Here is a 25,214-nt window from a genome sequence, read left to right as displayed (position 1 = left end):
GCCTGCCACATCGTTGGCAGGTTTTTTTATAGTTTGGAATATTGGAGGCTTTGCCTTTTTATACTTCATTAAGTAGATTCTCGACTTTCGACCTATTGTCTGCCGAACAGCTGAATGATAGGATTGCGCCGGCAAGTGTAGTGTAACCGCTCAAAATCTGAATAAGCGGCTGATTTCAGACGACATCAATGATGCGCAGAGAGCCGCTGTCTTCGATTTTAGCGATTCGTTATGTTTAACTGCATATCAATGATTATATAAGGAAATACAGTATGAACCGTCGTCAATTCCTAGGTGGTACAGCCGTTTCTTTGGCAGCCGCCGCCTCATTCGCCCGCGCTCACGGAAATCATGACCATAAAGGCCATTCTCACGCTGCTCCTGCTGCGGCGTCCCAAACCTATGAAGCAGCCAGAAAAGCGGCTGCCCACTGTGTTGAAGCAGGTCAAATCTGCTTGGCACACTGCATCCGACTGCTGAGCCAAGGCGATACTTCAATGAAAGACTGCGCAACAGGCGTCAACCAAATGTTGGCATTGTGCGGCGCGCTGCAAAACCTTGCCGCCCAAAACTCTCCGCTGACTCCTTCTTTGGCAAAAGTCTGCGTTGAAGCGTGCAAACAATGTGCCGCCGCGTGCAAACAACACGCAGGCCACCACGCAGAATGCAAACAATGCTATGAATCCTGCCTTGCCTGCACCAAAGAGTGCGAAAAAATCGCTGCTTAATTGACGCGGTAAATAACCGGCCTGTCTGTGAAACAAGCTTTGTTTTGCAGGCAGGCCGGTTTGTTTTTGATGGAATGGTTTTCACAAAATTATTTGAAATGTAAGTTTTGTTTGTAGAATGTTGTGTCTTTGCCTACAAAATCTTGCCATAAATTTAAAACTTCCCCCGCCGGCGAAAATCGTTATGTTTAGGATTATTAAGTTCTGTAACTTGCCCCGTTCTAAAATGAAGACAGCAGGTTGTAAGATTCACGCCTTAACCATTCCAATGGTCTTAAAATTCCTGCCAAACACATGATTTTCACGCTTCTTTACAGACGTTTTCTTGATAAGGTCGTCTGAAAATTGCCCGACACCTTGATAAGCTTTACAATGCAAGTAATTAAAATACATCCCGCCCTATCTTCCCCTTCATGAGTTCCGTACCCTTCATCGAAATGAAAGACGTTGCCTTCGCGTATGGCGACCGTCCGATTCTGAACAATATCAATTTCAGCATTCCCCAAGGAAACTTCGCCGCCGTGATGGGCGGTTCGGGCAGCGGCAAAACCACGCTGATGCGGCTGATTACGGGTCAGATTCATCCGCAATCGGGTAAGGTTTTGATTGAAGGACGTGATTTGGCGGGCTTTTCGGCTGACGAATTGTATGAACACCGCCGCCGTATGGGCGTGTTGTTCCAGCATGGCGCGCTGTTTACCGATTTGTCGGTGTTCGACAATATCGCTTTTCCGATGCGCGAACTGACGCGCCTGCCGGAAGCGGTGATCCGCGATTTGGTTTTGTTGAAATTGAACGCGGTCGGTCTGCGCGGCGTGGAAAACCTGATGCCGTCCGAACTCTCCGGCGGGATGTCGCGCCGCGTCGCGCTTGCACGCACGATTGCGCTCGACCCTGAAATCATGTTGTACGACGAGCCGTTTACCGGTCTCGATCCGATTTCCCTGGGCGTGATTGCCCACTTGATCAGCCGCGTCAACAAGGCTTTGCGCTCGACCAGCATTATGGTGACGCACGATATTGAAAAATCTTTGGAAATCGTCGATCAGGTGATTTTCTTGGCGCACGGCGAAATTATGTTCTCCGGCTCGCCGCAGGAAATGCGCGAACTGGATTCGCCTTGGGTGCGCCAGTTTGTCGGCGGGCTGGCAGACGGCCCTGTTGCATACCGCTATCCGGCGCAAACGTCGTTGCAGCAAGATTTGCTTGGGTAGTTTTCAGACGACCTCGGTTTGCAGACGTCGTCTGAAATGTTTGAACCGTTGTTGCCTGAAGCCGAAATTATTTTTCAGACGACCCATCATCATCCTAAAAGGTCGTCTGAAACCCGTTAATCCGTAATGGAAACCTATGAATTTTATCCGTTCCGTCGGGGCGAAAACCCTCAGCTTTATTCAATCTCTCGGCAGTATTACGCTGTTTCTGCTGAACATTCTGGCGAAATCCGGTACGGCTTTCGTCCGTCCGCGCCTGAGCGTGCGCCAAGTGTATTTTGCCGGCGTGCTGTCGGTATTGATTGTTGCCGTTTCAGGGCTGTTTGTCGGCATGGTTTTGGGTTTGCAGGGCTATACGCAGTTATCGAAATTCAAATCCGCCGATATTTTGGGCTATATGGTTGCGGCTTCGCTGTTGCGCGAACTGGGTCCGGTATTGGCGGCGATTCTGTTTGCCAGCAGCGCGGGCGGTGCGATGACCAGCGAAATCGGTTTGATGAAAACGACCGAACAGCTCGAAGCGATGAACGTGATGGCGGTAAACCCTGTCGCCCGCGTGGTTGCCCCGCGCTTTTGGGCAGGCGTGTTTTCCATGCCGCTTTTGGCTTCGATTTTCAACGTGGCTGGCATTTACGGCGCGTATTTGGTCGGCGTAACTTGGCTGGGCTTGGACAGCGGCATTTTCTGGTCACAAATGCAGAACAACATCACGATACATTACGATGTAATCAACGGTCTGATCAAATCCGCCGCGTTCGGCGTGGCGGTAACGCTGATTGCCGTGCATCAGGGCTTCCACTGCGTCCCGACCTCGGAAGGCATTTTGCGTGCCAGCACGCGTACGGTGGTTTCGTCCGCCCTGACGATTTTGGCGATTGACTTTGTGTTGACCGCATTGATGTTTACGGAATGACAGGTCGTCTGAAAACGAAACAAAGCACATTGGATATTCAAGGAACTTTAATGAAAAAGAATGTATTGGAATTTTGGGTCGGACTGTTTGTCCTGCTCGGCGTGGCAGCGGTCGGTTTTCTCGCTTTCCGCGTGGCGGGCGGTACAGCGTTCGGCAATTCCGGCAAGACTTATACCGTATATGCCGATTTCAGCGACATCGGCGGCCTGAAGGCCAACGCGCCGATCAAATCTGCGGGCGTATTGGTCGGACGCGTCGGCTCCATCGAGCTTGACCCGAAATCCTATCAAGCGAAAGTCCGTCTCGATTTGGACAGCAAATATCAGTTCAGCAGCGACGTTTCCGCGCAAATCCTGACCTCCGGCCTGTTGGGCGAACAATATATCGGTCTGCAACAAGGCGGCGACACGGAGCCCCTCGCCGCAGGCGATACCATTTCCGTTACCAGCTCTGCCATGGTTCTGGAAAACCTGATCGGTAAATTCATGACCAGCTTCGCCGAGAAAAACGCGGCAGGCGGCGACGATGCGGCAAAAGCCACCGAGTAAACGTACACCATCATATTCATACTTTTAGGACACTTAATCATGAAAAAAACCTCTTTCATCAGCGCACTGAGCATCGGCATCTTGAGCATCAGCATGGCGGTTGCCGCCCCTGCCGACGCAGTGAACCAAATCCGTCAAAACGCCACTCAAGTATTGAGCATCTTAAAAAACGGCGATGCCAACACCGCCCGCCAAAAAGCCGAAGCCTATGCGATTCCCTATTTCGATTTCCAACGCATGACCGCGCTGGCAGTCGGCAACCCTTGGCGTACCGCGTCTGACGCGCAAAAACAAGCGTTGACCAAAGAATTTCAAACCCTGCTGATCCGCACCTACTCCGGCACCATGTTGAAATTCAAAAACGCCAACGTCAACGTCAAAGACAACCCCGTTGTCAATAAAGGCGGCAAAGAAATCATCGTCCGCGCCGAAGTCAGCGTACCCGGTCAAAAACCCGTCAACATGGACTTTACCACCTACCAAAGCGGCAATAAATACCGTGCCTACAACGTCGCCATCGAAGGCGCGAGCTTGGTAACCGTGTACCGCAACCAATTCGGCGAAACCATCAAAGCCAAAGGCGTAGACGGACTGATTGCCGAACTGAAAGCCAAAAACGGCAGCAAATAATGCAAAGACAAGCCATGCCGTCCGTTTTCAGACGACATGGCTTTCGCACACAACGACCTTCAGGTTTTATCATCCAAGATTAAGTTGACAAGACAGCTATGCAAACCGAACTTCGCAACGGTACGCTGCACATCAGCGGCGACATTACCGTCAAAACCCTGACCGCCACCGCCTTTACCCGCTTCAGACAGCAATGTCGTCTGAAAGACACCCGCGCGGTCGATTTGAGCGGCGTCGGGCGCGCCGATTCCGCCTGCGTGTCCCTGCTGCTTGACGCATTGCGCCGCCCTGACGGGAAAATCACCCTGCAAGGCATACCCGAATCCGTGCGCACCCTGTCCGAGCTTTACGAAATCAAAGACTGGTTGAACCCATGAAAAAAACCACCGCTTCACTCCTATTCCTCATCGGCCAGACCTCAACCCCCGCATTTGCCGAGAACAACCCCGCCGACCCCTACGAAGGCTACAACCGCGCCGTCTTCAAATTCAACGACAAGGCCGACCAATACGTCCTCGCCCCCGTCGCACGCGGCTACCGCAAAATAACGCCCAAGCCCGTCCGCACCGGCGTGATCAACTTCTTCAACAACCTGCGCGACGTCGTCAGCTTCGGCAGCAACGTTCTGCGCCTTGACGTCAAACGCGCCAGCGAAGACCTCGTCCGCGTCGGCATCAACACCACCTTCGGCCTTGGCGGTTTAATCGACGTAGCCGGTGCAGGCGGCGTACCCAGCAATAAAAACACCCTCGGCGACACCTTCGCCACATGGGGCTGGAAAAACAGCAACTACTTCGTTGTCCCCCTGTTCGGCCCATCTACCGTACGCGATACCATTGGCAACGCCGTTACCACCGTCTACCCAGTTAAAAACGCCGTCTTCCACACCAGAGCAGGACGCTGGGGCACAATCGGCCTGCAGGCCATCAACACCCGTGAAGAACTGCTCGACCTGACCGACAGCCTCGAAGGCGCAGCCATCGACAAATACAGCTACACACGCGACCTTTACATGAAAGTCCGCACCCAACAAACCGGCGGCACGCTCCCTCAAAGCGAAGACGACAACATCGACATCGACGACTTGGTGGACAGCGATGCGCCCGCGGCAACCGATTTTGCCGAACCGTTCCCGCAATCCGCTGCCGAATTTGAGCCGATTCCTGCCGAATAATCTCCATAAGGTCGTCTGAAAACCTTTCAGACGACCTCAATCTATTTTCCTGTAACGATGATGAACCATTCCCCACTGATCGCCATCAGCGTCGGCGAAGCATCCGGCGACCTGCTCGGCGCGCACCTTATCCGTGCCATCAAACAACGCCGCCCCGATGCGAAATTTATCGGCATTGGCGGTGAACGCATGAAGGCGGAAGGGTTTGAGAGCCTGTACGACCAGGAAAAACTGGCGGTGCGCGGCTTTGTCGAAGTGGTCAAACGCCTGCCCGAAATCCTGAAAATCCGCAAAGGGCTGGTGAACGACCTTATCCGCATCAAGCCTGATGTCTTTGTCGGCATCGACGCGCCCGATTTCAATCTGGGCGTGGCGGAAAAACTCAAAAAGGCGGGCATCCCCACCGTTCATTATGTCAGCCCGTCGGTGTGGGCGTGGCGGCGCGAACGGGTGAACAAAATCGTGCATCAGGTCAACCGCGTGCTGTGTTTGTTTCCGATGGAGCCGCAGCTTTACCTTGATGCGGGCGGCAAAGCCGAGTTTGTCGGTCATCCGATGGCGCAAACCATGCCGCTGGACGACGACCATGCCGCCGCGCGCGCCAAGTTGGGCGTGGCCGCCGAAACTGTCGTGTTCGCCTTGCTGCCGGGCAGCCGTGTCAGCGAAATCGACTATATGGCTCCTTTGTTTTTTCAGACGGCCTTATTGCTGCTCAAACGCTATCCGCAGGCGCAATTCCTGCTTCCCGCCGCCACCGCCGCCACCCGCAGGCGCATCGGTGAAATTCTGGCGCAGCCTGAATTTTCCGCCATTCCCGTTACCATCACCGACAAACAGTCCGATACCGTCTGCACCGCCGCCGATGTCGTGTTGGTAACCAGCGGCACCGCCACCCTCGAAGTCGCCTTGTGCAAACGGCCTATGGTCATCAGCTACAAAATTTCGCCGCTGACCTATTTTTATGTGAAACGCAAAGTCAAAGTGCCGCATGTCGGCCTGCCCAATATCCTGTTGGACAAAGCCGCCGTGCCGGAACTTTTGCAACACGATGCCGAGCCGGAAAAACTCGCCGCCGCCGTTGCCTATTGGTACGACCACCCCGAAGCCGCCGCCGCGCTGAAACAGGATTTTCGCGAACTGCATTTGCTGTTGAAGAAAGATACCGATGCATTGGCGGCTGAAGCCGTATTGTCCGAAGCAGGCTTTTAGCGAAACCCGCTGCACCCGTTTTCACTTCGTTGAAGCTACGCTTTCAGACGGCCTCTGATATTTATTGTCCTGTAAAGAGTATGTCCAACCTGCGGGCTGAATCTGATGGTTTTGCAGTAAATTCAAGTCAGAAAACCACGCGTCGTCATTCACGCACAGGCGGGAATCCAGAAGTTTGAAATGATGACAATCTTTAAATAGTTTTGAATAGTTGAGGACTGGGTTCCCGCCTGCGCGGGAATGACGGCGGGCGATAGGTGCCGCATCAAAAATGAAGTGAACCGGCCATATGGCTTGTCGGGTATGAATGCCCGACCGGAACTGACAGGTTCATTTTTGTAGCGTGGGCTTTGCCCGCGAAAACGTTTCACAGCATAAAACAGGGTAGGGCGGCGGGCTTGGGTTCCCTGCAAAACTGTCGCTGCCCCCGTACAGATAAAAATAATGGCAGTAAACCCGACATTATTTTTTATTTGAACCCACTATATCATTCAAAAGGTCGTCTGAAATCCTTTTCAGACGACCTCTCCCGTTAACCGAACCGTATCACTGAAACGCTATGTCTCCCATCCTCCTTGCGGGCGTGGACGAAGCAGGGCGCGGGCCGCTGGTCGGCAGCGTGTTTGCCGCCGCCGTTATCCTGCCCGAACGTTACGACCTGCCCGGCCTGACCGATTCGAAAAAACTCAGCGAGAAAAAGCGCGATGCTTTGGCGGTGTTGATCAAAGAACAAGCAGTTGTGTGGAGCGTCGCCTCCGCGTCGCCCGAAGAAATCGCCGAACTCAATATCCTGCACGCCACCATGCTGGCGATGACCCGCGCCGTCCAGGGTTTGGTGGTCGTGCCGGATAAGGTGCTAATAGACGGCAACCGCGTTCCGAAAGATTTGGGCATTTCCGCCGAAGCCGTCGTCAAGGGCGACAGCAAAATCATCGAAATCTCCGCCGCCTCCGTCCTCGCCAAAACCGCGCGCGATGCCGAAATGTACGCGCTTGCCGAACGTTATCCGCAATACGGTTTCGACAAACACAAAGGCTACGGCACAGCGCAACACCTCGCCGCCCTGCAAAAATACGGTGTGCTGCCCGAACACCGCTGCGATTTCGCACCCGTGAAGGCGTTGCTGGCGCAGGGCAGGTTGTTTGAGTGAGGGCAGAATGGTTTAAAGGTCGTCTGAAACGCTTTCAGACGACCTTTTCTTTACACCCCGTTACAAAGCCGTGTATGCTTCGCGTTCGGGCGGAGGTGAAACAAATATAGTGGATTAACTTTAAACCAGTACAGCGTTGCCTCGCCTTGCCGTACTATCTGTACTGTCTGCGGCTTCGTCGCCTTGTCCTGATTTTTGTTAATCCACTATATCAACCGACAAACAGATTTTGATGTTTGTGTGTTGCTTTATTTCACTGTTCTCCTAATCAATAATCTTATCAACCGATACCGCACATACTATTTATGGACACTATTGCACGAATCAGCCACTTTGTCGGCAAAACTTTCTCATTTTGGGCGGCATTGTGCGCCGCCCTTGCTTTCTTCGACCCCGAATTGTTCAAGTGGGTACTGCCTTACATCACTTGGCTTTTGGGCATCATCATGTTCGGAATGGGGCTGACGCTGACGCCGTCAGATTTCAAAATTGTCGCCAGTCATCCCAAAGCCGTCCTTATCGGCGTGGCGGCTCAATTCATTATCATGCCGCTGACTGCCTATTTTTTGGTCAAATTGTTAAATTTGCCTGCTGAAGTTGCTGTGGGCGTGATTTTGGTCGGCTGCTGTCCGGGCGGTACGGCTTCCAATGTGATGACTTTTTTGGCGCGCGGCAACGTTGCTTTGTCCGTTGCAGTTACGTCGGCTTCCACCTTGCTGGCTCCGTTGCTGACGCCCGCTATTTTCCTGCTTTTGGCAGGTGAAATGCTCGACATCAATGCGCAGGCGATGTTTGTTTCCATTGTTCAAATGGTGTTGCTGCCTATTGCGCTCGGCGTGATTGCACATACTGTGTTCCGCAAACAGACCGAAAGCGCTGCCGCTGCCTTGCCTTTGGTTTCGGTGGTTGCCATTGTGTTGATTATCGGTGCGGTCGTCGGCGCGAGCAAAGGCAAAATTATTGAGAGCGGGCTGTTGATTTTCGGTGTCGTGGTGTTGCACAACGCCGTCGGCTACCTGCTCGGCTTTTTCGCGGCTAAAATCTGCAAGCTGCCGTACGATGCGCAAAAAACGCTCGCTATCGAAGTCGGTATGCAGAATTCCGGTTTGGGTGCGGCATTGGCGGCCGCGCATTTTGCCGCAGCCCCTGTCGTCGCCGTACCCAGCGCGCTGTTCAGCGTGTGGCACAACATTTCCGGCTCGCTGCTCGCATCTTATTGGTCGGCGAAAGCAGATAAAGAATCGAAAGCGGAATTGTCCGATTAAAAGAGTTCGGCAAAGGACAAAAGGTCGTCTGAAAACTTTTTCAGACGACCTTTTATTATTGTCGGGCAGAAATCAATGCCGGATTATCTTCAACGTTCGCACTGCCATTGCTCCAATATTGCCCTGAGTTCCTGCGGGTTGCCATATCCGTTGTCTGCTGCTGCCTGAAGGTAATCGTAGGCGACGGGAACATTCGTGGCGGTACCTTGTCCGTGGTAGAGGAGGAATGCCGAATAATATTGCGCTTCAGGATGGTTTTGTTCCGCCGCTATGCCAAACCAGTACGCCGCCGAACCGGTATCGGCAGGAATACCCAGACCGTGATAATAGATTTTGCCCAAACCGGCTGCTGCATCGGCATGATTGCAGACGGCGGCTTCCAGATAAAGCCGTCGCGCGCGGGCGTAGTCTTTTTTTTGTCCGATGCCGTCAAGGCAGGCTGCGGCAGAGCGGCAAAGCTGCTCGGTTTCCTGACGCTGCAAGGCTTCGGATTTGAGTTTTTCGTAATGTTCCGGTTGGTGCAGGGCGGCCTCGCTGAGCAGCTTCTGTACGGCAGCCATGCTGCCCAATGCGGCGGCGTGGCGGTAGTATTGTTGCGCGACGGATAAATCGGGGCGTATGCCCAGTCCGTAGCGGCAGAGGTCGCCCATCAGGCATAACGCATCCGGAAACTGCCTGTCTGCGGCGGTTCTGGCGTATTTGAACGCCTGTAACGGGTCGCGGTCGGTCAGCTTGCCGGTCAGATATTGCCGTGCTAAGGCGGTTTGCGCCGCCGCGCTGCCCTGAACGGCGGCAAGGCTGTACCAAGACAGGGCGTCTTTGTTTCCTTTTGCCGCCAATAAATCTGCCAGCAGGATTTGTGCTTCGACCCAGCCGTGTTCGGCGGCATATTCCAAATAGACTTCTGCCTGCGCAGAATCGGCAGAAACGCCGCAGCCGTAAAGGAAGGATTTCCCTAATTGCAGGCATGCCTGCGACCAGCCCTGGGAGGCTGCCTGGTTGTACCAATTTAGCGCCTTTTCCCAATTATCCGCCAGGGCATACTGCCGCGCGATAAGGTATTGCGCTTCAGGGGATTGCGGGGCGGCGCATTGTGCCCAATAGAGAAATTGCAGGTCGTTGCGTTCTGCGTAATAACGCATCAGTGCGGTTTGCGCCGCTGAGAACCCGCGTTCGCCGAAATCTGCGTAGGCAGCCAGCAGTTTGTCGGCAGCCAGCCCGAAACGGTCGCTCCAATGCAGCAACCTGTATGCCTTATCCGGAAACCCTCCGGATGCGATGTATTCTATGCCTGATAATGCCCTACGGTTTTCCTTGCCGCCAAGCAGCATGCCGCACATACGGTATACTGCTTTTTCGTCCCCGTCTTCCATGATTTGCCGCAAAGGCAAAAAGTCCCGAAGATTGCCCTCGAAAGGGGGTTCTGTCGGGACGATATCTTGCAGCGATAATCGTTTGGGAATGATGGTCATGGCATCGGAATAGGCATTTTGAGTAGTGTATTATACTGTTTTCTGTAATTGTGTGTCAGCGTTTGTTCAGAATCTTGAAATGTGGGACCGGCATTTTTGTCGGTTTACCGCATTGATACGGCGGCATTTGGCAGGAGATGCGTAGATTTCGGGAGGGTGTATGACTGACGTAAGCGCGCTACACAGACTTTCAAAATATAAAAAGGTCGTCTGAAAGAATGGGTTTAAGGCTTTCAGACGACCTTTTTGTATTGCTGCTTGTATTGGCAAGGATTTAAGGCAGTTTCAAGAAGTTTTCGCGGTAATAACGCATTTCCTCAATGCTTTCGAGAATATCGTCCAAAGCCTGATGCGAGCCGCGTTTCACCACGCCTTTGGCAACGGGCGGATTCCAACGTTTGGCGAGTTCTTTCAGGGTGGATACGTCCAGATTGCGGTAGTGGAAATACGCTTCGAGGCGCGGCATGTATTTGACCATGAAGCGGCGGTCTTGATGGATGGAATTGCCGCACATAGGCGTGGCTTTTTCGGGAATCCATTGCGCGATAAAGTCGAGCAGTTTTTGTTCCACTTCGGCTTCGGTCAGCCGCGATTCGCGCACGCGCTGCGTCAGCCCCGTGCGACCGTGGGTGGCGGTGTTCCATTCGTCCATGCCGTCGAGCAGTTCGTCGCTTTGGTGGACGGCATAAACTTCGGACTGCACCAAGACGTTCAAATCGGAGTCGGTGATAATCATGGCGACTTCGATAATGCGTTCGCGTTCGGGGTCAAGCCCGGTCATTTCCATATCGAGCCAGCATAGGTTGCTTGCGTTTTGAGTCATTTCAGACGACCTTTTCCGTTGAAAACAATGGGCAGCATTATAAGGGATTTGACGTGCAAAGGTCGTCTCAAAAGGTTTCAGACGACCTTCTTTTTCTGTCAGGACGACAGGTTATCTCTTGTTTTCTATACCGAAACCGCCCCAGTTTGCTATAATGCCCAGTTTCATCAAACCGCAATACCACACTTTAAAGGACAAAAAATGGGTTTTCTGCAAGGTAAAAAAATCCTGATCACCGGCATGATTTCCGAGCGTTCCATCGCTTACGGCATTGCCAAAGCCTGCCGCGAACAAGGCGCGGATTTGGCGTTTACCTACGTTGTTGACAAACTGGAAGAGCGCGTCCGCAAAATGGCTGCCGAATTGGGTTCCGAACTCGTGTTCCGCTGCGACGTTGCCAGCGACGACGAAATCAACCAAGTTTTCGTTGACTTGGGCAAACATTGGGACGGCCTCGACGGTTTGGTGCACGCCATCGCGTTTGCCCCGAAAGAAGCTTTGAGCGGCGACTTCCTCGACAGCATCAGCCGCGAAGCGTTTAACACCGCACACGAAATTTCCGCATACAGCCTGCCCGCATTGGCAAAAGCCGCCCGTCCGATGATGCGCGGCAGAAACTCCGCCATCGTCGTCCTGAGCTACTTGGGCGCGGTTCGTGCCATTCCGAACTACAACGTCATGGGCATGGCAAAAGCCAGCCTCGAAGCAGGCATCCGCTTTACCGCCGCCTGCTTGGGCAAAGAAGGCATCCGCTGCAACGGCATTTCCGCCGGCCCGATCAAAACCCTCGCTGCTTCCGGCATTGCCGATTTCAGCAAACTCTTGGGACACGTCGCTTCCCACAACCCGCTCGGCCGCAACGTAACCATCGATGAAGTGGGCAACACTGCCGCCTTTCTGCTCTCCGAACTTTCTTCAGGCATTACCGGCGAAATCACTTACGTTGACGGCGGTTACAGCATCAACGCCCTGAACGACGAAGAGGCGTAATGATTTGTAATATTTCGTAGAAAAAGACAACTTATTACGCAAAAATCCGTCTGAATAAGTGGTGTAAAAAAGTTACACTTCTATTTCAGACGGTTCTTTTTTCATATAAAAGGCGGCATATTTCGGGAATTTTGTCATAAAAACAAATTTTAACTTTTATAAAATTTGTTTAACGAATAACACGATACCATGCCTGCCGGTTTGGAAAAGTCCGTCCGTCGCTTCGGATGCGCTTTTTTAAAAATTTCACTCTATTATCCACAAACATACAGGAGGACATTTATGTCTATTGCTTCAGAATTTAAACAGTTTATTATGCGCGGCAACGTTATCGACTTGGCAGTCGGTATGGTCGTCGGTACTGCGTTCAGCGGCATCGTTAAATCTTTGGTTGACGACGTAATCATGCCCCCTATCGGTCTGTTGATCGGCGGCGTTGACTTCTCCAACCTGTTCATTACCCTGAAAGACGGCGCGCAAGCTGCTCCGGAAGGCGGCTATGCCAGCTTGGCAGCAGCCCAGGCAGCCGGTGCTGTTACCCTGAACCTCGGCCTGTTCATTAACTCCGTTATCAGCTTCCTGATCATTGCTGCTGCGATTTTTGCCGTTATCAAAGCATTGAACTCCATGAAAAAAGCCGAAGCACCTGCCGAAGAAGCACCTGCAGAGCCTAGCGAAGAAGTATTGCTGTTGCGCGAAATCCGCGACTCTTTGAACAAAAAATAATCTAATCTTTTGAAGATTTGAAATAAAAGGTCGTCTGAAACCACATGTTTGGTTTCAGACGACCTTTTGGTATCCATCTGCCTTTGATTTTAAAGCAGGTGATAAGGTTCGGACTTGTGGGAAACACACGTTACGGGCTTGTTTCTCCTAAAGCCTGAACCGTATCAATAAAAGAAAGGTCGTCTGAAACCTAAAATCGTTTTCAGACGACCTTTGCTTAATTAATATTAAGCGTTGATGTTTATTGCAGACGCTTGGCTTCGTCTAAGACGGCGTTGACCACATCGGCACCGAAGAGGGCGTTGACATCGGTTTCGTCGAAGACGTATTTGGCATGGCAGAAGTCGCAGTCGATTTGGATGCTGCCTTGTTCGGCGACCACGCCGCCGACTTCTTCGCCGCCCAGCATGAGCAGCATATCGCTGACTTTCCCGCGCGAACAGGTGCAGGCGAATTCGATGCTTTCCGGATCGAAGACGCGCGGAGGGGTTTCGTGGAAGAGACGGTAGAGGACGTGTTGTGCGTCCAGTCCAGTCAGTTCTTCGGGAGTCAGGGTTTGAACCAGCGTGCCGACGTGTTCCCATGATGCCGCGTCAGGTTCTGTCTCAGGCAGGCGTTGCACCAAAAGTCCGCCGCAGGCATCGTCTGATGAGGCAAGGACGATTTGGGTATCGAGCTGTTCGGAGCGTTTGGTGTAGTTGATAAGCATTTGGGCGATGCTGCCGCCTTCGAGCGGGACGACGCCCTGCCAAGGTTCTGCGTCTTTGGGCTGAAGGGTGAGGACGAAGACGCTGTTGCTGCCGAGAAGGTCGGTCAGGCTTTCGTCGTCGTTGATTTCGGCGGTTTCGTCCCAGCGCGCGGTGGCGCGGACGGTTTGGTCGGAAGTGGCTTCGACGACGAGCATTTTCAGACGACCTTGCCCTTGAACTTGGACGATGAGCGTGCCGTCGGTTTTGAGGTTGCCGGACAGGAGCGCGCCTGCGGCAAGGAGTTCGCCCAAGGCGCGGCGGATGGCGGCGGGATAGTGTTTTTGTCCGACGATGTGTTTCCATACGTTTTCAAGGCGGACGTGCAGACCGCGAACGGGCATATCGTCGAAGATGAAACGGGTGCGGATGTCGGCGTGGTTGATCTGGGTTTGCGGCATAAATTCCTCTGTTATATCTGGATGACGGATTGACGGCTATATGGTTGCGTCCGCAGGGAAATCAAGGTCGTCTGAAAACGTTTTGGCGAATCCTGCGCCCTTGGTTTTCAGACGACCTGTTTGTTTTTGAGCTGATTGATTATCTGAGTAAACGTGCAGCTAGTGCTTCCCCGACCGCCACACCGACCAGATAATCCACAGGCTGTTGGCGAAGGCGATAAGGTAGCCGACGAAGCCGATAAACTTGGGGCCGGTGTCTATACTCATGACGATGGACGAACCAATAATCAGGGCAGCAGTGACGATGCCCATGGTCAGGCGGTTGGCGGCGCTGTCGATTTGATGGCTGATGCGGTCTGACTGCTTGAGGTCTAGGGTGATGCCGAATTTGCCTTTTTGCAGCATTCTGGTCAGCCTGAAGAAGTCTTGCGGCAGCGACCCCGCCATTTGCAACAGGGTGCGCAGTTGGGTTTTGGCATTGCGGGCGATGTGGGCGGCGGAGGCTTGTTCTTTGACGGCAGCTTCGGTGATGGGTTTGGCGCGTTCGAGCAGTTCGACACTGCCGTCGAGCCGTTTGACGACGCCTTCGAGGGTGATGAGGGTTTTGAAAAGCATCACGAGGTCGCCAGGCAGGGTCAGTCCGTGGCGGCGCATGATGGAGGTGATGTCGTTGATGACTTGGCTGACGCGCAGGTCGCGGACGGCGGTGTGTTCGTAGTTGAGCAGCATTTCTAAAACGTCTGCACCGAGCAGGTTTTCGTCGGGCAAATCGCCCTGCGCCCAGTCGCTGAGAACGTATTGGATGAGCAGCGCGTCGTTGTTGGTCAGGGCGTTGATGAGGTTGAGGATTTCGCGGCGGCGGGTGTTGCCGAGGTGTCCGACCAGCCCGAAGTCGATGAAGGTGATGCCGCCGTTGTCGTTGATGAAGATGTTGCCCGGATGGGGGTCGGCATGGAAAAAGCCTTGCCGCAGCATCATGGTGAAGAGGGTGTCGGTAATCCGTCCGGCAAGTCCGCTGCGCAAGGTGTGGGGCATGGTTTCAAGGTCGGCGTCTTTCAGGAGCGTGCCGCCGATGTAGTCTTGTACGAGGATGTGCCGGTTGGAAATGTCGGGATAGACGGCGGGGATACGGACCAAAGGGTCGTCTGAAAAGGTCTGGCCGAAGCGCTGCATATAGCGCAGCTCCACCGATAAATCGGTTTCTTTCGCCAGACTCTTGGCAAAATAGGCGACCATCAATACGGGCTGGTAACGGCGCACTTCGGGGATTTCGGATTCCATTAGTCTGGCGAGGTGGTTCAAAATCCGCAAATCCGCCTGAATGACCGGCTCGATGTCGGGGCGTTTGACTTTGACGGCGACGGCGGTTCCGTCTAAAAGTTCGGCGCGGTGTACCTGAGCCACCGACGCGCTGCCTGCGGGTTTCGGGTCTATGCTGCGGAACACTTCGGAAACGGGCTTGCCCAGATAGGCTTCGACCAAAGTATAGATTTCAGACGACGGTATCGGCGCGACGTTGCTTTGCAGTTGTTCGAACTCTTCAATCCACTCCGCCCCGAAAATATCGACCCGCGTGGACAATACCTGACCGAGTTTGACGAAGGTCGGACCCAGCTCCTCAAACGCTTTGCGGAAGCGTCGCGGCGTACTCATATAACGGCTGTCGGGATGCACTTCGTCTCCGCCCGCTGCGCCCAAACGGATACGCTGAACAAAGCTGCCCAAGCCGTATTTCGTCAGTACGGTAATAATTTCGCGCATTCTGGAAAAGTCGCGCATAGCGAGCAGAGTGGGTATCATCATCGGTTGAGTGTCTTTGCAAATTTTTTTATAAACAACGCTTTAACGCAATATAACAGACGCTTTTTTGCCAAACATCCTGTTTTTTATATACAATCGCCTGCATATCCCAGATACAGAATAACATAATAGCAGGCGGCAGACAGGTCGTCTGAAAATGGAATCAGTCAAACATGAAAGCCTTATCCAGGCTGGCGGCACTATTGGTTTCGGCCTGTATGCTGTCCGGCATTCATTTTGCAAACGCCGACGATCTCGATTCGTTCGTCAAAAATAGGCAGCAGGTTTTAAACCAATTTGAAGATGCAAAACAGCCTGCCCCCGCACAGGCTCCGCAGATAAATTTCCAACCCGCGCGCGCGGCAACTCCCGTTGTACATTCCATTCCTTCAGCTTCGGCAGCACCCGTCCGTGCATCGAGAAGTTCAGACAGTGCCGACGAACTCATCGGCAGCGCAATGGGGCTTTTAGGTGTTGCCTACCGTTACGGCGGCACATCAGCATCTACCGGTTTCGATTGCAGCGGCTTCATGCAGCATATCTTCAGACGCTCAATGGGGCTGAACCTCCCCCGTACCTCCGCCGAACAGGCAAAAATGGGTGTCGGCATATCCCGCGGCGAATTACAGCCGGGCGATATGGTATTTTTCCGCACGATGGGACGCGGCAGGATTTCCCATGTCGGACTCTACATCGGCAACGATCGTTTCATCCACGCTCCGCGTACCGGCAAACGCATTGAAATCACCAGCCTCAGCAACAAATACTGGAACGCCAAATACGCCTTTGCACGCCGCGTGAAGAAAAACGATCCGTCCCGTTTTCTCAATTAAGTCTAGGAAAGCAACAACGTGAGTATGCCTGAAATGCCAAAATGGTACGACGACGACGGGCAAATCGTATCCTGCACTGAAAAAGTGAAAGTCATGACGGAAAACATGACCGAGCTTTATCAAGCAGCACAAGACGCATTTGAAGACGCGCTTCTGATGGGCTGCAGTGAAAAACAGTTGCGCGAATACCTGCAAGCCTTGATTGAAGGTGTGGAAAACCCATATCGGAAAGCTTAGTCGACAATATATTCCCTACAACGGTATGGCTTTTGCCATGCCGTTTTTTATGGACCGTAAAACAGCAAGGTCGTCTGAAAGCTGCAATATGCTTTCAGACGACCTTTTTTGCTTGCCCAAATCGGAGCCTGTGTAGTGTAATGCAAAGAAACTCTATGATATTTATCAAGATTATACCAATGCTGAAACTGTAAAGTTTTTTCAGTTTGTCAACAGTCTGCTAGAATAGCGCGTTTTGGCGTTGGGTGTTGTCCCGATGTCGTCTGAAAACAGCTTTGCGGCACTTTGACAGGATTATCCCTTCGGAGAGCCGTATCTAGAAAGGCTTTTTATGGATAATTTTACCGAATCACTGCACCAATGGGTTCAGAAAATCAACGATCCGATGTGGGCAGGGCTGGTGTATGTATTGTTGGGTGCAGGTCTGTTCTTCACACTTGCCACCGGTTTCGTACAATTCCGCCTGCTCGGACGCAGTATCAAAGAAATGCTCGGCGGCCGCAAACAAGGCGATGATCCGCACGGTATTACGCCGTTTCAGGCTTTCGTTACCGGACTTGCCAGCCGTGTAGGCGTGGGCAACATCGCCGGCGTGGCGATTGCCATCAAACTCGGCGGACCGGGCGCGGTGTTCTGGATGTGGGTAACCGCCTTAATCGGCATGAGTTCGGCGTTTGTCGAATCTTCACTGGCTCAACTCTTTAAAGTCCGGGACTACGACAATCACCACTTCCGCGGCGGCCCTGCCTACTACATCACTCAAGGCCTGGGACAAAAATGGCTGGGCGTTTTGTTCGCCCTGAGCCTGATTTTCTGTTTCGGCTTTGTATTTGAAGCCGTACAGACCAATACCATCGCCGATACCACCAAAGCGGCATGGGGCTGGGATCAACACTATGTCGGCGTCGCTCTAGTCATTCTGACTGCCCCGATTATCTTCGGCGGTATCCGCCGCGTATCCAAAGCCGCGGAAATCATCGTTCCGCTGATGGCGGTTTTATATCTCGTCATAGCACTCTTCATCATTGTTACCAATATTTCCCTGATTCCTGACGTGTTCGGTCAGATTTTTTCCAACGCGTTCAACTTCGATTCGGCTGCAGGCGGTTTCCTCGGCGGTCTGATTTCGACCACCATGATGCAGGGTATCAAACGCGGCCTGTATTCCAATGAGGCGGGTATGGGTTCCGCGCCGAACGCCGCAGCCGCAGCCGAAGTGAAGCACCCCGTCTCCCAAGGCATGATTCAAATGCTGGGCGTTTTCGTCGATACCATCATCGTCTGCTCATGCACCGCCTTTATCGTCTTGACCTATCAACAACCTTACGGAGACTTGAGCGGTGCGGCGCTGACTCAAGCGGCAATCGTCAGCCAGGTAGGCGAATGGGGCGCGGGCTTCCTTGCCGTCATCCTATTTATGTTTGCCTTTTCAACCGTTATCGGCAACTATGCCTATGCCGAGTCCAACGTCCAATTCATCAAGAGCCATTGGCTGGTTACCGCCGTTTTCCGTATGCTGGTTTTGGCATGGGTGTACTTCGGCGCAATTGCCAAAGTACCTCTGGTTTGGGATATGGCGGACATGGCCATGGGCATCATGGCATGGATTAACCTTGTCGCCATCCTTCTCCTCTCTCCGCTTGCCTTCCTGCTGCTGAAAGACTACACGGCGAAACTGAAAATGGGCAAAGACCCCGTCTTCAAACTTTCCGAACATCCGGGTTTGAAACGCAAAATCAAATCCGATATTTGGTAAATCAAAAAACCGCCCTGCAAGTAGGGCGGTTTTTTATAGTGGACTGAAATGGCAAAACGCCCACGCTTATGCTTCCGCATACATACAAAGGTCGTCTGAAAAGCCCTGTTTCAGGTTTTCAGACGACCTTGTGTCATGTTCAAACCTTCTTCAAAACCACCATATGCCGTTCTGCGTCCAGACCGGGGACTTGGAGGGCTTCGACGCGTTCGACGGCGACGGTGTCGGGGAGTTTGGCGATTTCTTCTTCGGGGTACACGCCTTTCATGGCGACCCAGCGGCCGCCGTCTTTCAAAAGGTGTGCCGTCCAGTTGACGAAGTCGGCGAGTTCGGCGAAGGCGCGGCTGGTGATGATGTCGGCTTGGAAGTCTTGAACGGCTTCGACGCGGCCGCTGACGACACGGACGTTGGCGAGTCCGAGTTCGATGACGGCTTGTTGCAGGAAGGCGGTTTTTTTGGTGTTGGCGTCCAAGAGGGTGATGTTGAGGTCGGGACGGCAGATGGCGGTGGGAATGCCGGGCTGTCCGCCGCCAGAGCCGACATCCAGCATGGTCTGCGCGCCTTGGAGGTAGGGGAGCAGGGTCAGGCTGTCGAGCAGGTGGTGGCTGACCATTTGCGCTTCGTCGCGCAGGGCGGTGAGGTTGTAGGTCTTGTTCCACTTTTTGAGCAGGTCGGTATAGGCGAGCAGCAGGGTTTGCTGTTCTGCGGATAGGTCCAAACCTAATGCCTGTATGCCTGATTGGAGTTGCTGTGTCGGGGTCATGGTGTTTGTCCGTGTTGTGTCGGGCGTTATGGTAGCGGAAAAAAAGGTCGTCTGAAAGGCGTGGGCTTTGCCCGCGAAACTTGTTGTCTGACAATTTGAAACTGTCTTTATTTTCACATTTATTTCGTGGGCAAAGCCCGCGCTACGGGTTTCAGACGACCTTTGGGTGTTTTCGGGAACAGTTGGTATTTCATTTTCCGAGCGAGCTGTAATGTGGGCTACGTTGACCGAAAATATAGAAAAATTTTCAGACGACCTGAGCAATCAGTTTTCCGTTTGGCGGATCAGCATGTAGGCTGCATCGGACAATTCACCACATGGGGAAACCGTTTCACCGTTTTCATTCAGGATGGTAAAGGATTCCTGTATCCCGCCGATTTCCGCTTCGCCATCCAAGCCGAGCAATAAGGAATACATTATGTCGTCCAGCGCCGATTCCAATGCGGAGTCAAACAGACGACGTTGCTTGTCCGTTAATTCCAGCATGTTTATTTTTTGCGCCGTCGCGGAAACGGAACGGCGGTTTTTCAATTCTGACAGATAACTTTTTTTGAAATTCAGCCAGCGTCGGACAAATTCTTCGGCAGGTAGGATGTTGTGATGTGAGGGCATGATTTATCTTTCAGACGACCTTCCCTGCGTTTTCCAGCATTAAGACAAATTGTGCCAATTCTTGCGGCAGCGGGGCTTTTAAGATGAGTTTTTCGCCTGTCAGCGGGTGGTTGAGGTGCAGCTCGGCGGCGTGGAGGAACATCCGTTTCAAACCGAGTTTCTGGAGGCGTTTGTTGGCTTGGTAGTCGCCGTAGCGTTCGTCACCGGCGATGGGGCATTGCTGCGATTGGAGGTGGACGCGGATTTGGTGGGTGCGGCCGGTTTTCAAGGTGGCTTGCACGAGGGTAAGGTGCGAGAGGCCGACTTGGTGCAGGAGGTCGTCTGAAAAGCGGTTGAGCACGTGGAAGATGGTGTGCGCGGATTGTCCGTCTTCGCTGACGCGCACCATTTTTTCGCCTTGTGCGCCGGTGTATTTGAACAGGGGCAGTTTGACGTGGAAGCTGTCGTTCGGCAGTTTGCCTACGCCCAGCGCGAGGTAGATTTTTTTGGGGTGGTCGTTGCGGATGGCTTCGTGCAGTTTGACGAGCGCGCTGCGTTTTTTGGCGATCATCAAGAGGCCGCTGGTGTCTTTGTCGAGGCGGTGGACGAGTTCGAGATAGCGGGCTTCGGGGCGGGCGCGGCGGATTTGTTCGATGACGCCGAAACTCACGCCGCTGCCGCCGTGGACGGCGGTGCCTGCGGGTTTGTCGATAACGAGCAGCGCGTCGTCTTCGTAGATGATGGTAAATTCGCGCGCGGGTACGGCTTGGGCGCGGTTTTCAGACGACCTTTGTTTTTTGGCGGTGCGCACGGGCGGGATACGGAGCAGGTCGCCTGTTTGGATGCGGCTGTCGGGCTTGCAGCGTTTTTTGTTCAGGCGCACTTCGCCGGCGCGGATAATGCGGTGGATATGGCTTTTGGGTACGCCTTTGAGGATTTTTATCAGATAGTTGTCAAGGCGTTGGCCGGCTTCGTGTTCGGCGACGGTAATCAGGCTGACTGAATCTTTGCTTATTGTGTGCGTTTTCATCTATAATCCCGAACATCCGTTTCGGCAGAAACCTGTACAAACAGGCCGTATGGGACGGATGGTATTGTTAAAACGAGATTTTATATTAAAAACGCACTCTGCAAAGCATTTTCCCTGCGTTTATGCCAAAGCCCGTAAACGCAGGAGCGTAATTAAGTTTGATTTGATTTTGCCGATTTGACCGGGCATAAGACGAGGGGCGGGTGTTTGACAAACCTGCCGCGCCGCACCGTTCGAAACTTCCGGCATAACGATAATAAGAAGATGTCGGCTACCTGTTTTCTAAGCCGGACCTGTACCGTCCGGACTTCGGCGGCGGACGGAGCGTTCCGCCGCATTGTTCTTTATTGCCTTCTTTATCCGTATCCTTCCGCACACGGCCGCATTGTTTTGGGCGGCGTGCAACCTTGCGGACTTCAATTCAAAAACTGATTGCTCATCCGGGTTTCTGCATCCCGCGCCGAAAAGGGGCGCGGGCTATGCCTAATCCCGCCCGCCTCGCAGAGTGTCTGACAGAGCAGGCAGGTCGTCTGAAAAGGCTGCCCGCCTGTGCGAGGTAATCATTATGAAAAGAATGTTGTTCAATGCAACGCAAGCCGAAGAGCTGCGCGTTGCCATTGTCGATGGGCAAAACCTTTTGGATTTGGACATCGAAACGCTGGGTAAAGAGCAGCGCAAAGGTAATATTTACAAGGGTATCATCACCCGTATCGAGCCGTCGCTGGAAGCGTGTTTCGTGGATTACGGAACCGACCGCCACGGCTTTTTGCCGTTTAAGGAAGTATCGCGTTCGTATTTCCGCGATTACGAAGGCGGCAGGGCGCGCATTCAAGACGTGCTCAAAGAAGGCATGGAAGTCATCGTTCAAGTCGAAAAAGACGAACGCGGCAACAAAGGCGCGGCGCTGACCACCTTCATCAGCCTTGCCGGACGCTATTTGGTATTGATGCCGAACAACCCGCGCGGCGGCGGCGTATCCCGCCGTATCGAAGGCGAAGAGCGTCAAGAACTCAAAGCCGCTATGGCAGAACTCGACATTCCGAACGGCATGAGCATCATCGCCCGTACCGCCGGTATCGGTCGCAGTGCGGAAGAGTTGGAATGGGATTTGAACTACCTCAAACAACTCTGGCAGGCGATCGAAGAAGCAGGAAAAGCGCATCATGACCCTTATCTGCTTTTCATGGAAAGCTCGCTGCTCATCCGCGCCATCCGCGACTATTTCCGTCCCGACATCGGCGAAATTCTGGTAGACAATCAAGAAGTTTACGAGCAAGTTGCCGAGTTCATGAGCTACGTCATGCCGAGCAACGTAGGTCGTCTGAAACTCTATCAAGACCACACGCCGCTGTTCTCCCGCTTCCAAATCGAACACCAAATCGAAAGCGCGTTCGCTCGCAGCGTCAGCCTGCCTTCAGGCGGCGCGATTGTGATCGACCACACCGAAGCCCTGGTTTCCATCGACGTCAACTCCGCCCGCGCCACCCGCGGCTCGGACATCGAAGACACCGCGTTCAAAACCAATATGGAAGCCGCTGAAGAAGTCGCCCGCCAAATGCGCCTGCGCGACTTGGGCGGTTTGGTCGTCATCGACTTCATCGACATGGAAAACCCCAAGCACCAGCGCGATGTTGAAAACGTCCTGCGCGACGCGCTCAAAAAAGACCGCGCCCGCGTGCAAATGGGAAAACTCTCCCGCTTCGGCCTCTTGGAATTGAGCCGCCAACGCCTGAAACCCGCTTTGGGCGAAAGCAGCCACGTCGCCTGTCCGCGCTGCGCCGGTACCGGCGTCATCCGCGGCATCGAATCGACCGCCCTGCACGTTTTGCGCATCATTCAAGAAGAAGCGATGAAAGACAACACCGGCGAAGTACACGCCCAAGTGCCCGTCGATGTCGCCACCTTCCTGTTGAACGAAAAACGCGCCGAGCTGTTTGCGATGGAAGAGCGTTTGGACGTCAACGTCGTCCTGATTCCGAATATCCACTTGGAAAATCCGCACTACGAAATCAACCGCATCCGCATCGACGACGTAGAAGAAGACGGCGAACCGAGCTACAAACGCGTTGCCGAGCCGGAAGAAGACGAATCCGCCAAACCTTTCGGCAGCGAAAGAGCCAAAGCCGCCCGCCCCGAACCCGCCGTCAAAGGCGTGCGCCACACCCAGCCTGCCCCAACCGTAGCCGAGCAGAAGAACGGTTCATGGTGGGATAGCTTCAAAGCATGGCTCAAACGCATTTTCGGCGGCAATACCGCAGCAGAAACCGCGCCTGTTGCCGAAGTGGCAGAAAAACGCACTTCGGGCAGCAACAACCGCAACGGCAATTCCGGCAATCGCCGCGCAAACAACCGCCGCCAAAACCCGCGCCGCAACAACAGGCACGACGGCAGCAAGGTAGAAGTGCGCGAAGTGGCGGACTTCAAAGACAAAGCAGCGGACAATCAGGCAGCGGAAAATGAAACCCGCAACGCCAAAGACAACCGCCGCAGCCGCAACCGTCAAAACGAGCGCAATGCCGCAGCGGAAGCCGAAAACCTCGAAGTCCAAGCACTCGCCGCCGCAACGTCGTCTGAAAACGAATCCCGTTCAGACGAGCAGGCGCAAGGCAACAAACGCCGCCGCAACAACAACCGCAACGAACGCAACCGTGAACAAGCGGACATCCGCGCGGAAGAAACCTTGTCCGAAGCAGTGGACAATGTGGCGGAAGAGGGCGTGCAAACCGCCGATACCGATGCACCGAAAGGCAACGAACGCCGCCAACGCGATCGCAACAACCAACGCGACCGCCGCGAACGCAATAATCAGCGCGACCGCCGTCAAAACGGTAAAAAACGCAATATTCCGTCTGCCGCCAAAATCGAGCAGTACCTGAATATTCACGATACCGCCGACAAAGTCCTCTTCGCCGCCGCACACGTTATGGGCGATACCGTCGAAGAAGAGCCTTTTGCCGTAACCATTCCCGCTCCAGAGGATAGCGGCGAGCCTTTGGTTGTCGTGGTTTCCGAACCTGTTACCGTTGCTGAAGAAGCGTTCGTGTTCTCCATCGAAGGCGAAGATGTGGATAGCGACATCCTCATCGAAGACAGCACCGACGACGAATGCAGCATTATCGACTCCGCTATTGGCAGTGTTGAAGAAACTTCGACTTCCGTATTCGCCATCGAAACCGAAGACGGCTATCAACCGATGACCGCCGTCCCTGCCGAAGGCGAGGTCGAAGCCGTTGCCGAAATGGAGGAAGAACTGGTCGTTTGGAAAGCCGAGCGCGAAGCCGCCGCCGCCATCGAAGCCCTTGCCGCAGCAGCAGCGGCCGCCGCCCAAGCAGCAGAATCCGAGCCGCAAACTGCGCTGGAAGCAAGCCAAGCGGAAGAAACTGCCCCTGCCGTTGCTGCGATGCCCGACTTAGGCGGTTTGGTGTTTGTCGAAACCGATCCCGAAGCCGTCGCAGCCTTTGCCGAACAGGTTCAGCCCGAACCCGAATCCGGTCTGCGCCGCGCGGACGTGCCGAAAGTCGAAGCCGAACCTGTCGCCGCTGCCGAAATGGTCTTGGTGGAAACGCGCAAAGACTAAAGGCTGAAAGAAAAGGGCATCGTGAGTGTAGATGCCTGAATCGATAAAAAGGTCGTCTGAAACCAAAATTCTGGTTTCAGACGACCTTTGTCTGTTTTGTGTTCCTGTTATATCGTCTGTGTTTCCTAATTTTTTGTCAATATAGTTAATCAAAAATACCCGCACCGTTACGTCTACGCGGACTGTAATCCAAGTTTCAATTTTTCAGAGGGATTTCAGTCAAGCCGTAGCGTAGGTTTTGCCTGTTAAATCTGTTGGGTGCTCAGTGAGTCAGGGGATAAAATGAATTCTTTATTGATAAAGCACGCACTGCACTTTGCATGATGGGTTATAATAAAATATTGTTTTTTAATTAGAATAATCTTTTGTGATTGAAAAGTCCCGATTTGATAATTTATTCGATCTAAGTGAAGTGGAAATGAATATATACTAAATTAAGTAAAAATAGAAAACTGAAAATGTACTTCCCCCTTGCTACTAAAAAATATGAGCATATAAATATATTGATTGGAATAGTTCTTAAAGAAAAATAGAAGCTTACATGAATAATTTGTTTTTTTATTAAGAATTTTATCGGGTATACTCCTACTATTTTTGATAATAATGAAGTTAGAGGGAAGCTTCCTTGAATTTTTAAT

At 53.1% G+C, this 25,214-nt stretch carries 24 protein-coding genes; 17 read left to right on the top strand and 7 right to left on the bottom strand.

Annotated elements, in window-relative coordinates; all coding sequences use genetic code 11:
- The first annotated feature begins 272 nt into the window (after positions 1-272).
- The 10 genes from DBY90_RS00395 (at position 273) to DBY90_RS00345 (ending at position 8,831) form a co-directional block, all read left to right on the top strand.
- Positions 273-728 (top strand): four-helix bundle copper-binding protein, encoded by a 456-nt coding sequence (locus tag DBY90_RS00395; RefSeq protein ID WP_070491472.1) that lies wholly within the window; start codon positions 273-275, stop codon positions 726-728.
- A 413-nt stretch (positions 729-1,141) separates the two neighbouring features.
- Positions 1,142-1,942, top strand: a complete 801-nt coding sequence (locus DBY90_RS00385; protein WP_003779745.1) for an ABC transporter ATP-binding protein — start codon at positions 1,142-1,144, stop codon at positions 1,940-1,942.
- A 136-nt stretch (positions 1,943-2,078) separates the two neighbouring features.
- Positions 2,079-2,855 (top strand): lipid asymmetry maintenance ABC transporter permease subunit MlaE, encoded by a 777-nt coding sequence (mlaE, locus tag DBY90_RS00380; protein ID WP_070491470.1) that lies wholly within the window; start codon positions 2,079-2,081, stop codon positions 2,853-2,855.
- Between the two features lie 50 nt (positions 2,856-2,905).
- On the top strand, positions 2,906-3,403 hold the full coding sequence (gene mlaD, locus DBY90_RS00375; protein WP_045075291.1) for an outer membrane lipid asymmetry maintenance protein MlaD: 498 nt from the start codon (positions 2,906-2,908) through the stop codon (positions 3,401-3,403).
- Between the two features lie 39 nt (positions 3,404-3,442).
- Positions 3,443-4,033, top strand: a complete 591-nt coding sequence (locus DBY90_RS00370) for an MlaC/ttg2D family ABC transporter substrate-binding protein (protein WP_045075293.1) — start codon at positions 3,443-3,445, stop codon at positions 4,031-4,033.
- A gap of 98 nt (positions 4,034-4,131) precedes the next feature.
- Complete coding sequence (locus DBY90_RS00365) at positions 4,132-4,410, top strand: STAS domain-containing protein (protein WP_107986363.1); 279 nt, start codon at positions 4,132-4,134, stop codon at positions 4,408-4,410.
- On the top strand, positions 4,407-5,207 hold the full coding sequence (locus DBY90_RS00360; RefSeq protein ID WP_107986361.1) for an MlaA family lipoprotein: 801 nt from the start codon (positions 4,407-4,409) through the stop codon (positions 5,205-5,207). The genes DBY90_RS00365 and DBY90_RS00360 overlap by 4 nt, the downstream gene beginning before the upstream one ends.
- 60 nt (positions 5,208-5,267) lie before the next feature.
- Positions 5,268-6,416 carry a lipid-A-disaccharide synthase gene (lpxB, locus tag DBY90_RS00355; protein WP_372338143.1) on the top strand — a complete coding sequence of 383 codons (1,149 nt, stop codon included), beginning with the start codon at positions 5,268-5,270 and terminating at the stop codon, positions 6,414-6,416.
- 559 nt (positions 6,417-6,975) lie between these two features.
- A complete protein-coding gene (rnhB, locus tag DBY90_RS00350) occupies positions 6,976-7,566 on the top strand; it encodes a ribonuclease HII (protein ID WP_107986357.1) in 591 nt (196 codons plus the stop codon).
- A gap of 305 nt (positions 7,567-7,871) precedes the next feature.
- Positions 7,872-8,831 carry a bile acid:sodium symporter family protein gene (locus tag DBY90_RS00345; RefSeq protein WP_107986355.1) on the top strand — a complete coding sequence of 320 codons (960 nt, stop codon included), beginning with the start codon at positions 7,872-7,874 and terminating at the stop codon, positions 8,829-8,831.
- Between the two features lie 89 nt (positions 8,832-8,920).
- On the opposite strand, the gene DBY90_RS00340 is transcribed toward DBY90_RS00345, so the two are convergent.
- Complete coding sequence (locus tag DBY90_RS00340) at positions 8,921-10,303, bottom strand: tetratricopeptide repeat protein (RefSeq protein WP_107986353.1); 1,383 nt, start codon at positions 10,301-10,303, stop codon at positions 8,921-8,923.
- Positions 10,304-10,577: 274 nt separating this feature from the next.
- Complete coding sequence (gene orn / locus DBY90_RS00335) at positions 10,578-11,126, bottom strand: oligoribonuclease (RefSeq protein WP_107986351.1); 549 nt, start codon at positions 11,124-11,126, stop codon at positions 10,578-10,580.
- 201 nt (positions 11,127-11,327) lie between these two features.
- Here orn and fabI point away from each other — a divergent pair, with 201 nt between their 5' ends.
- Together fabI and mscL are read left to right on the top strand one after the other, a co-directional pair.
- Positions 11,328-12,116, top strand: coding sequence for an enoyl-ACP reductase FabI (gene fabI, locus DBY90_RS00330; RefSeq protein ID WP_107986349.1), 789 nt, complete (start codon positions 11,328-11,330; stop codon positions 12,114-12,116).
- A 282-nt stretch (positions 12,117-12,398) separates the two neighbouring features.
- Positions 12,399-12,842, top strand: a complete 444-nt coding sequence (mscL, locus tag DBY90_RS00325; RefSeq protein ID WP_045075311.1) for a large conductance mechanosensitive channel protein MscL — start codon at positions 12,399-12,401, stop codon at positions 12,840-12,842.
- Between the two features lie 241 nt (positions 12,843-13,083).
- Here mscL and hslO read toward each other — a convergent pair whose 3' ends face one another.
- Together hslO and DBY90_RS00315 are read right to left on the bottom strand one after the other, a co-directional pair.
- Positions 13,084-13,989: an Hsp33 family molecular chaperone HslO gene (gene hslO / locus DBY90_RS00320; RefSeq protein WP_070493475.1), complete on the bottom strand. Its 906-nt coding sequence runs from the start codon at positions 13,987-13,989 to the stop codon at positions 13,084-13,086.
- Between the two features lie 159 nt (positions 13,990-14,148).
- Positions 14,149-15,792, bottom strand: a complete 1,644-nt coding sequence (locus tag DBY90_RS00315; RefSeq protein WP_107986347.1) for an ABC1 kinase family protein — start codon at positions 15,790-15,792, stop codon at positions 14,149-14,151.
- A 170-nt stretch (positions 15,793-15,962) separates the two neighbouring features.
- On the opposite strand from DBY90_RS00315, the gene DBY90_RS00310 reads away from it, so the two are divergent.
- From DBY90_RS00310 to DBY90_RS00300, 3 genes are all read left to right on the top strand, one after another.
- The gene (locus DBY90_RS00310) at positions 15,963-16,622 is read left to right on the top strand and encodes a C40 family peptidase (protein WP_003742875.1); all 660 of its coding nucleotides are present in this window, start codon (positions 15,963-15,965) and stop codon (positions 16,620-16,622) included.
- An 18-nt stretch (positions 16,623-16,640) separates the two neighbouring features.
- On the top strand, positions 16,641-16,859 hold the full coding sequence (locus DBY90_RS00305) for a hypothetical protein (protein WP_029609416.1): 219 nt from the start codon (positions 16,641-16,643) through the stop codon (positions 16,857-16,859).
- Positions 16,860-17,190: 331 nt separating this feature from the next.
- The gene (locus DBY90_RS00300) at positions 17,191-18,615 is read left to right on the top strand and encodes an alanine/glycine:cation symporter family protein (RefSeq protein ID WP_049228834.1); all 1,425 of its coding nucleotides are present in this window, start codon (positions 17,191-17,193) and stop codon (positions 18,613-18,615) included.
- Positions 18,616-18,754: 139 nt separating this feature from the next.
- On the opposite strand, the gene rsmG is transcribed toward DBY90_RS00300, so the two are convergent.
- The 3 genes from rsmG to DBY90_RS00285 all read right to left on the bottom strand — a co-directional run bounded on the left by rsmG (position 18,755) and on the right by DBY90_RS00285 (position 20,999).
- On the bottom strand, positions 18,755-19,378 hold the full coding sequence (gene rsmG / locus DBY90_RS00295) for a 16S rRNA (guanine(527)-N(7))-methyltransferase RsmG (protein WP_049228833.1): 624 nt from the start codon (positions 19,376-19,378) through the stop codon (positions 18,755-18,757).
- A gap of 264 nt (positions 19,379-19,642) precedes the next feature.
- The gene (locus DBY90_RS00290; protein WP_003742880.1) at positions 19,643-19,990 is read right to left on the bottom strand and encodes a hypothetical protein; all 348 of its coding nucleotides are present in this window, start codon (positions 19,988-19,990) and stop codon (positions 19,643-19,645) included.
- Positions 19,991-20,000: 10 nt separating this feature from the next.
- Positions 20,001-20,999 (bottom strand): RluA family pseudouridine synthase, encoded by a 999-nt coding sequence (locus DBY90_RS00285; RefSeq protein ID WP_070493461.1) that lies wholly within the window; start codon positions 20,997-20,999, stop codon positions 20,001-20,003.
- Positions 21,000-21,406: 407 nt separating this feature from the next.
- Here DBY90_RS00285 and DBY90_RS00280 point away from each other — a divergent pair, with 407 nt between their 5' ends.
- Together DBY90_RS00280 and DBY90_RS00275 are read left to right on the top strand one after the other, a co-directional pair.
- Positions 21,407-21,559, top strand: a complete 153-nt coding sequence (locus DBY90_RS00280; protein ID WP_232501964.1) for a hypothetical protein — start codon at positions 21,407-21,409, stop codon at positions 21,557-21,559.
- A 5-nt stretch (positions 21,560-21,564) separates the two neighbouring features.
- A complete protein-coding gene (locus DBY90_RS00275; RefSeq protein ID WP_049228831.1) occupies positions 21,565-24,576 on the top strand; it encodes an Rne/Rng family ribonuclease in 3,012 nt (1,003 codons plus the stop codon).
- Positions 24,577-25,214 lie beyond the last annotated feature (638 nt).

The sequence above is a fragment of the Neisseria mucosa genome (genome assembly GCF_003044445.1).
In the GTDB taxonomy this organism is placed as follows: Bacteria; Pseudomonadota; Gammaproteobacteria; order Burkholderiales; family Neisseriaceae; genus Neisseria; species Neisseria mucosa_A.
Note: the sequence above shows the minus strand (reverse complement) of the source record. Positions and strands in the feature narration are given on the sequence as shown.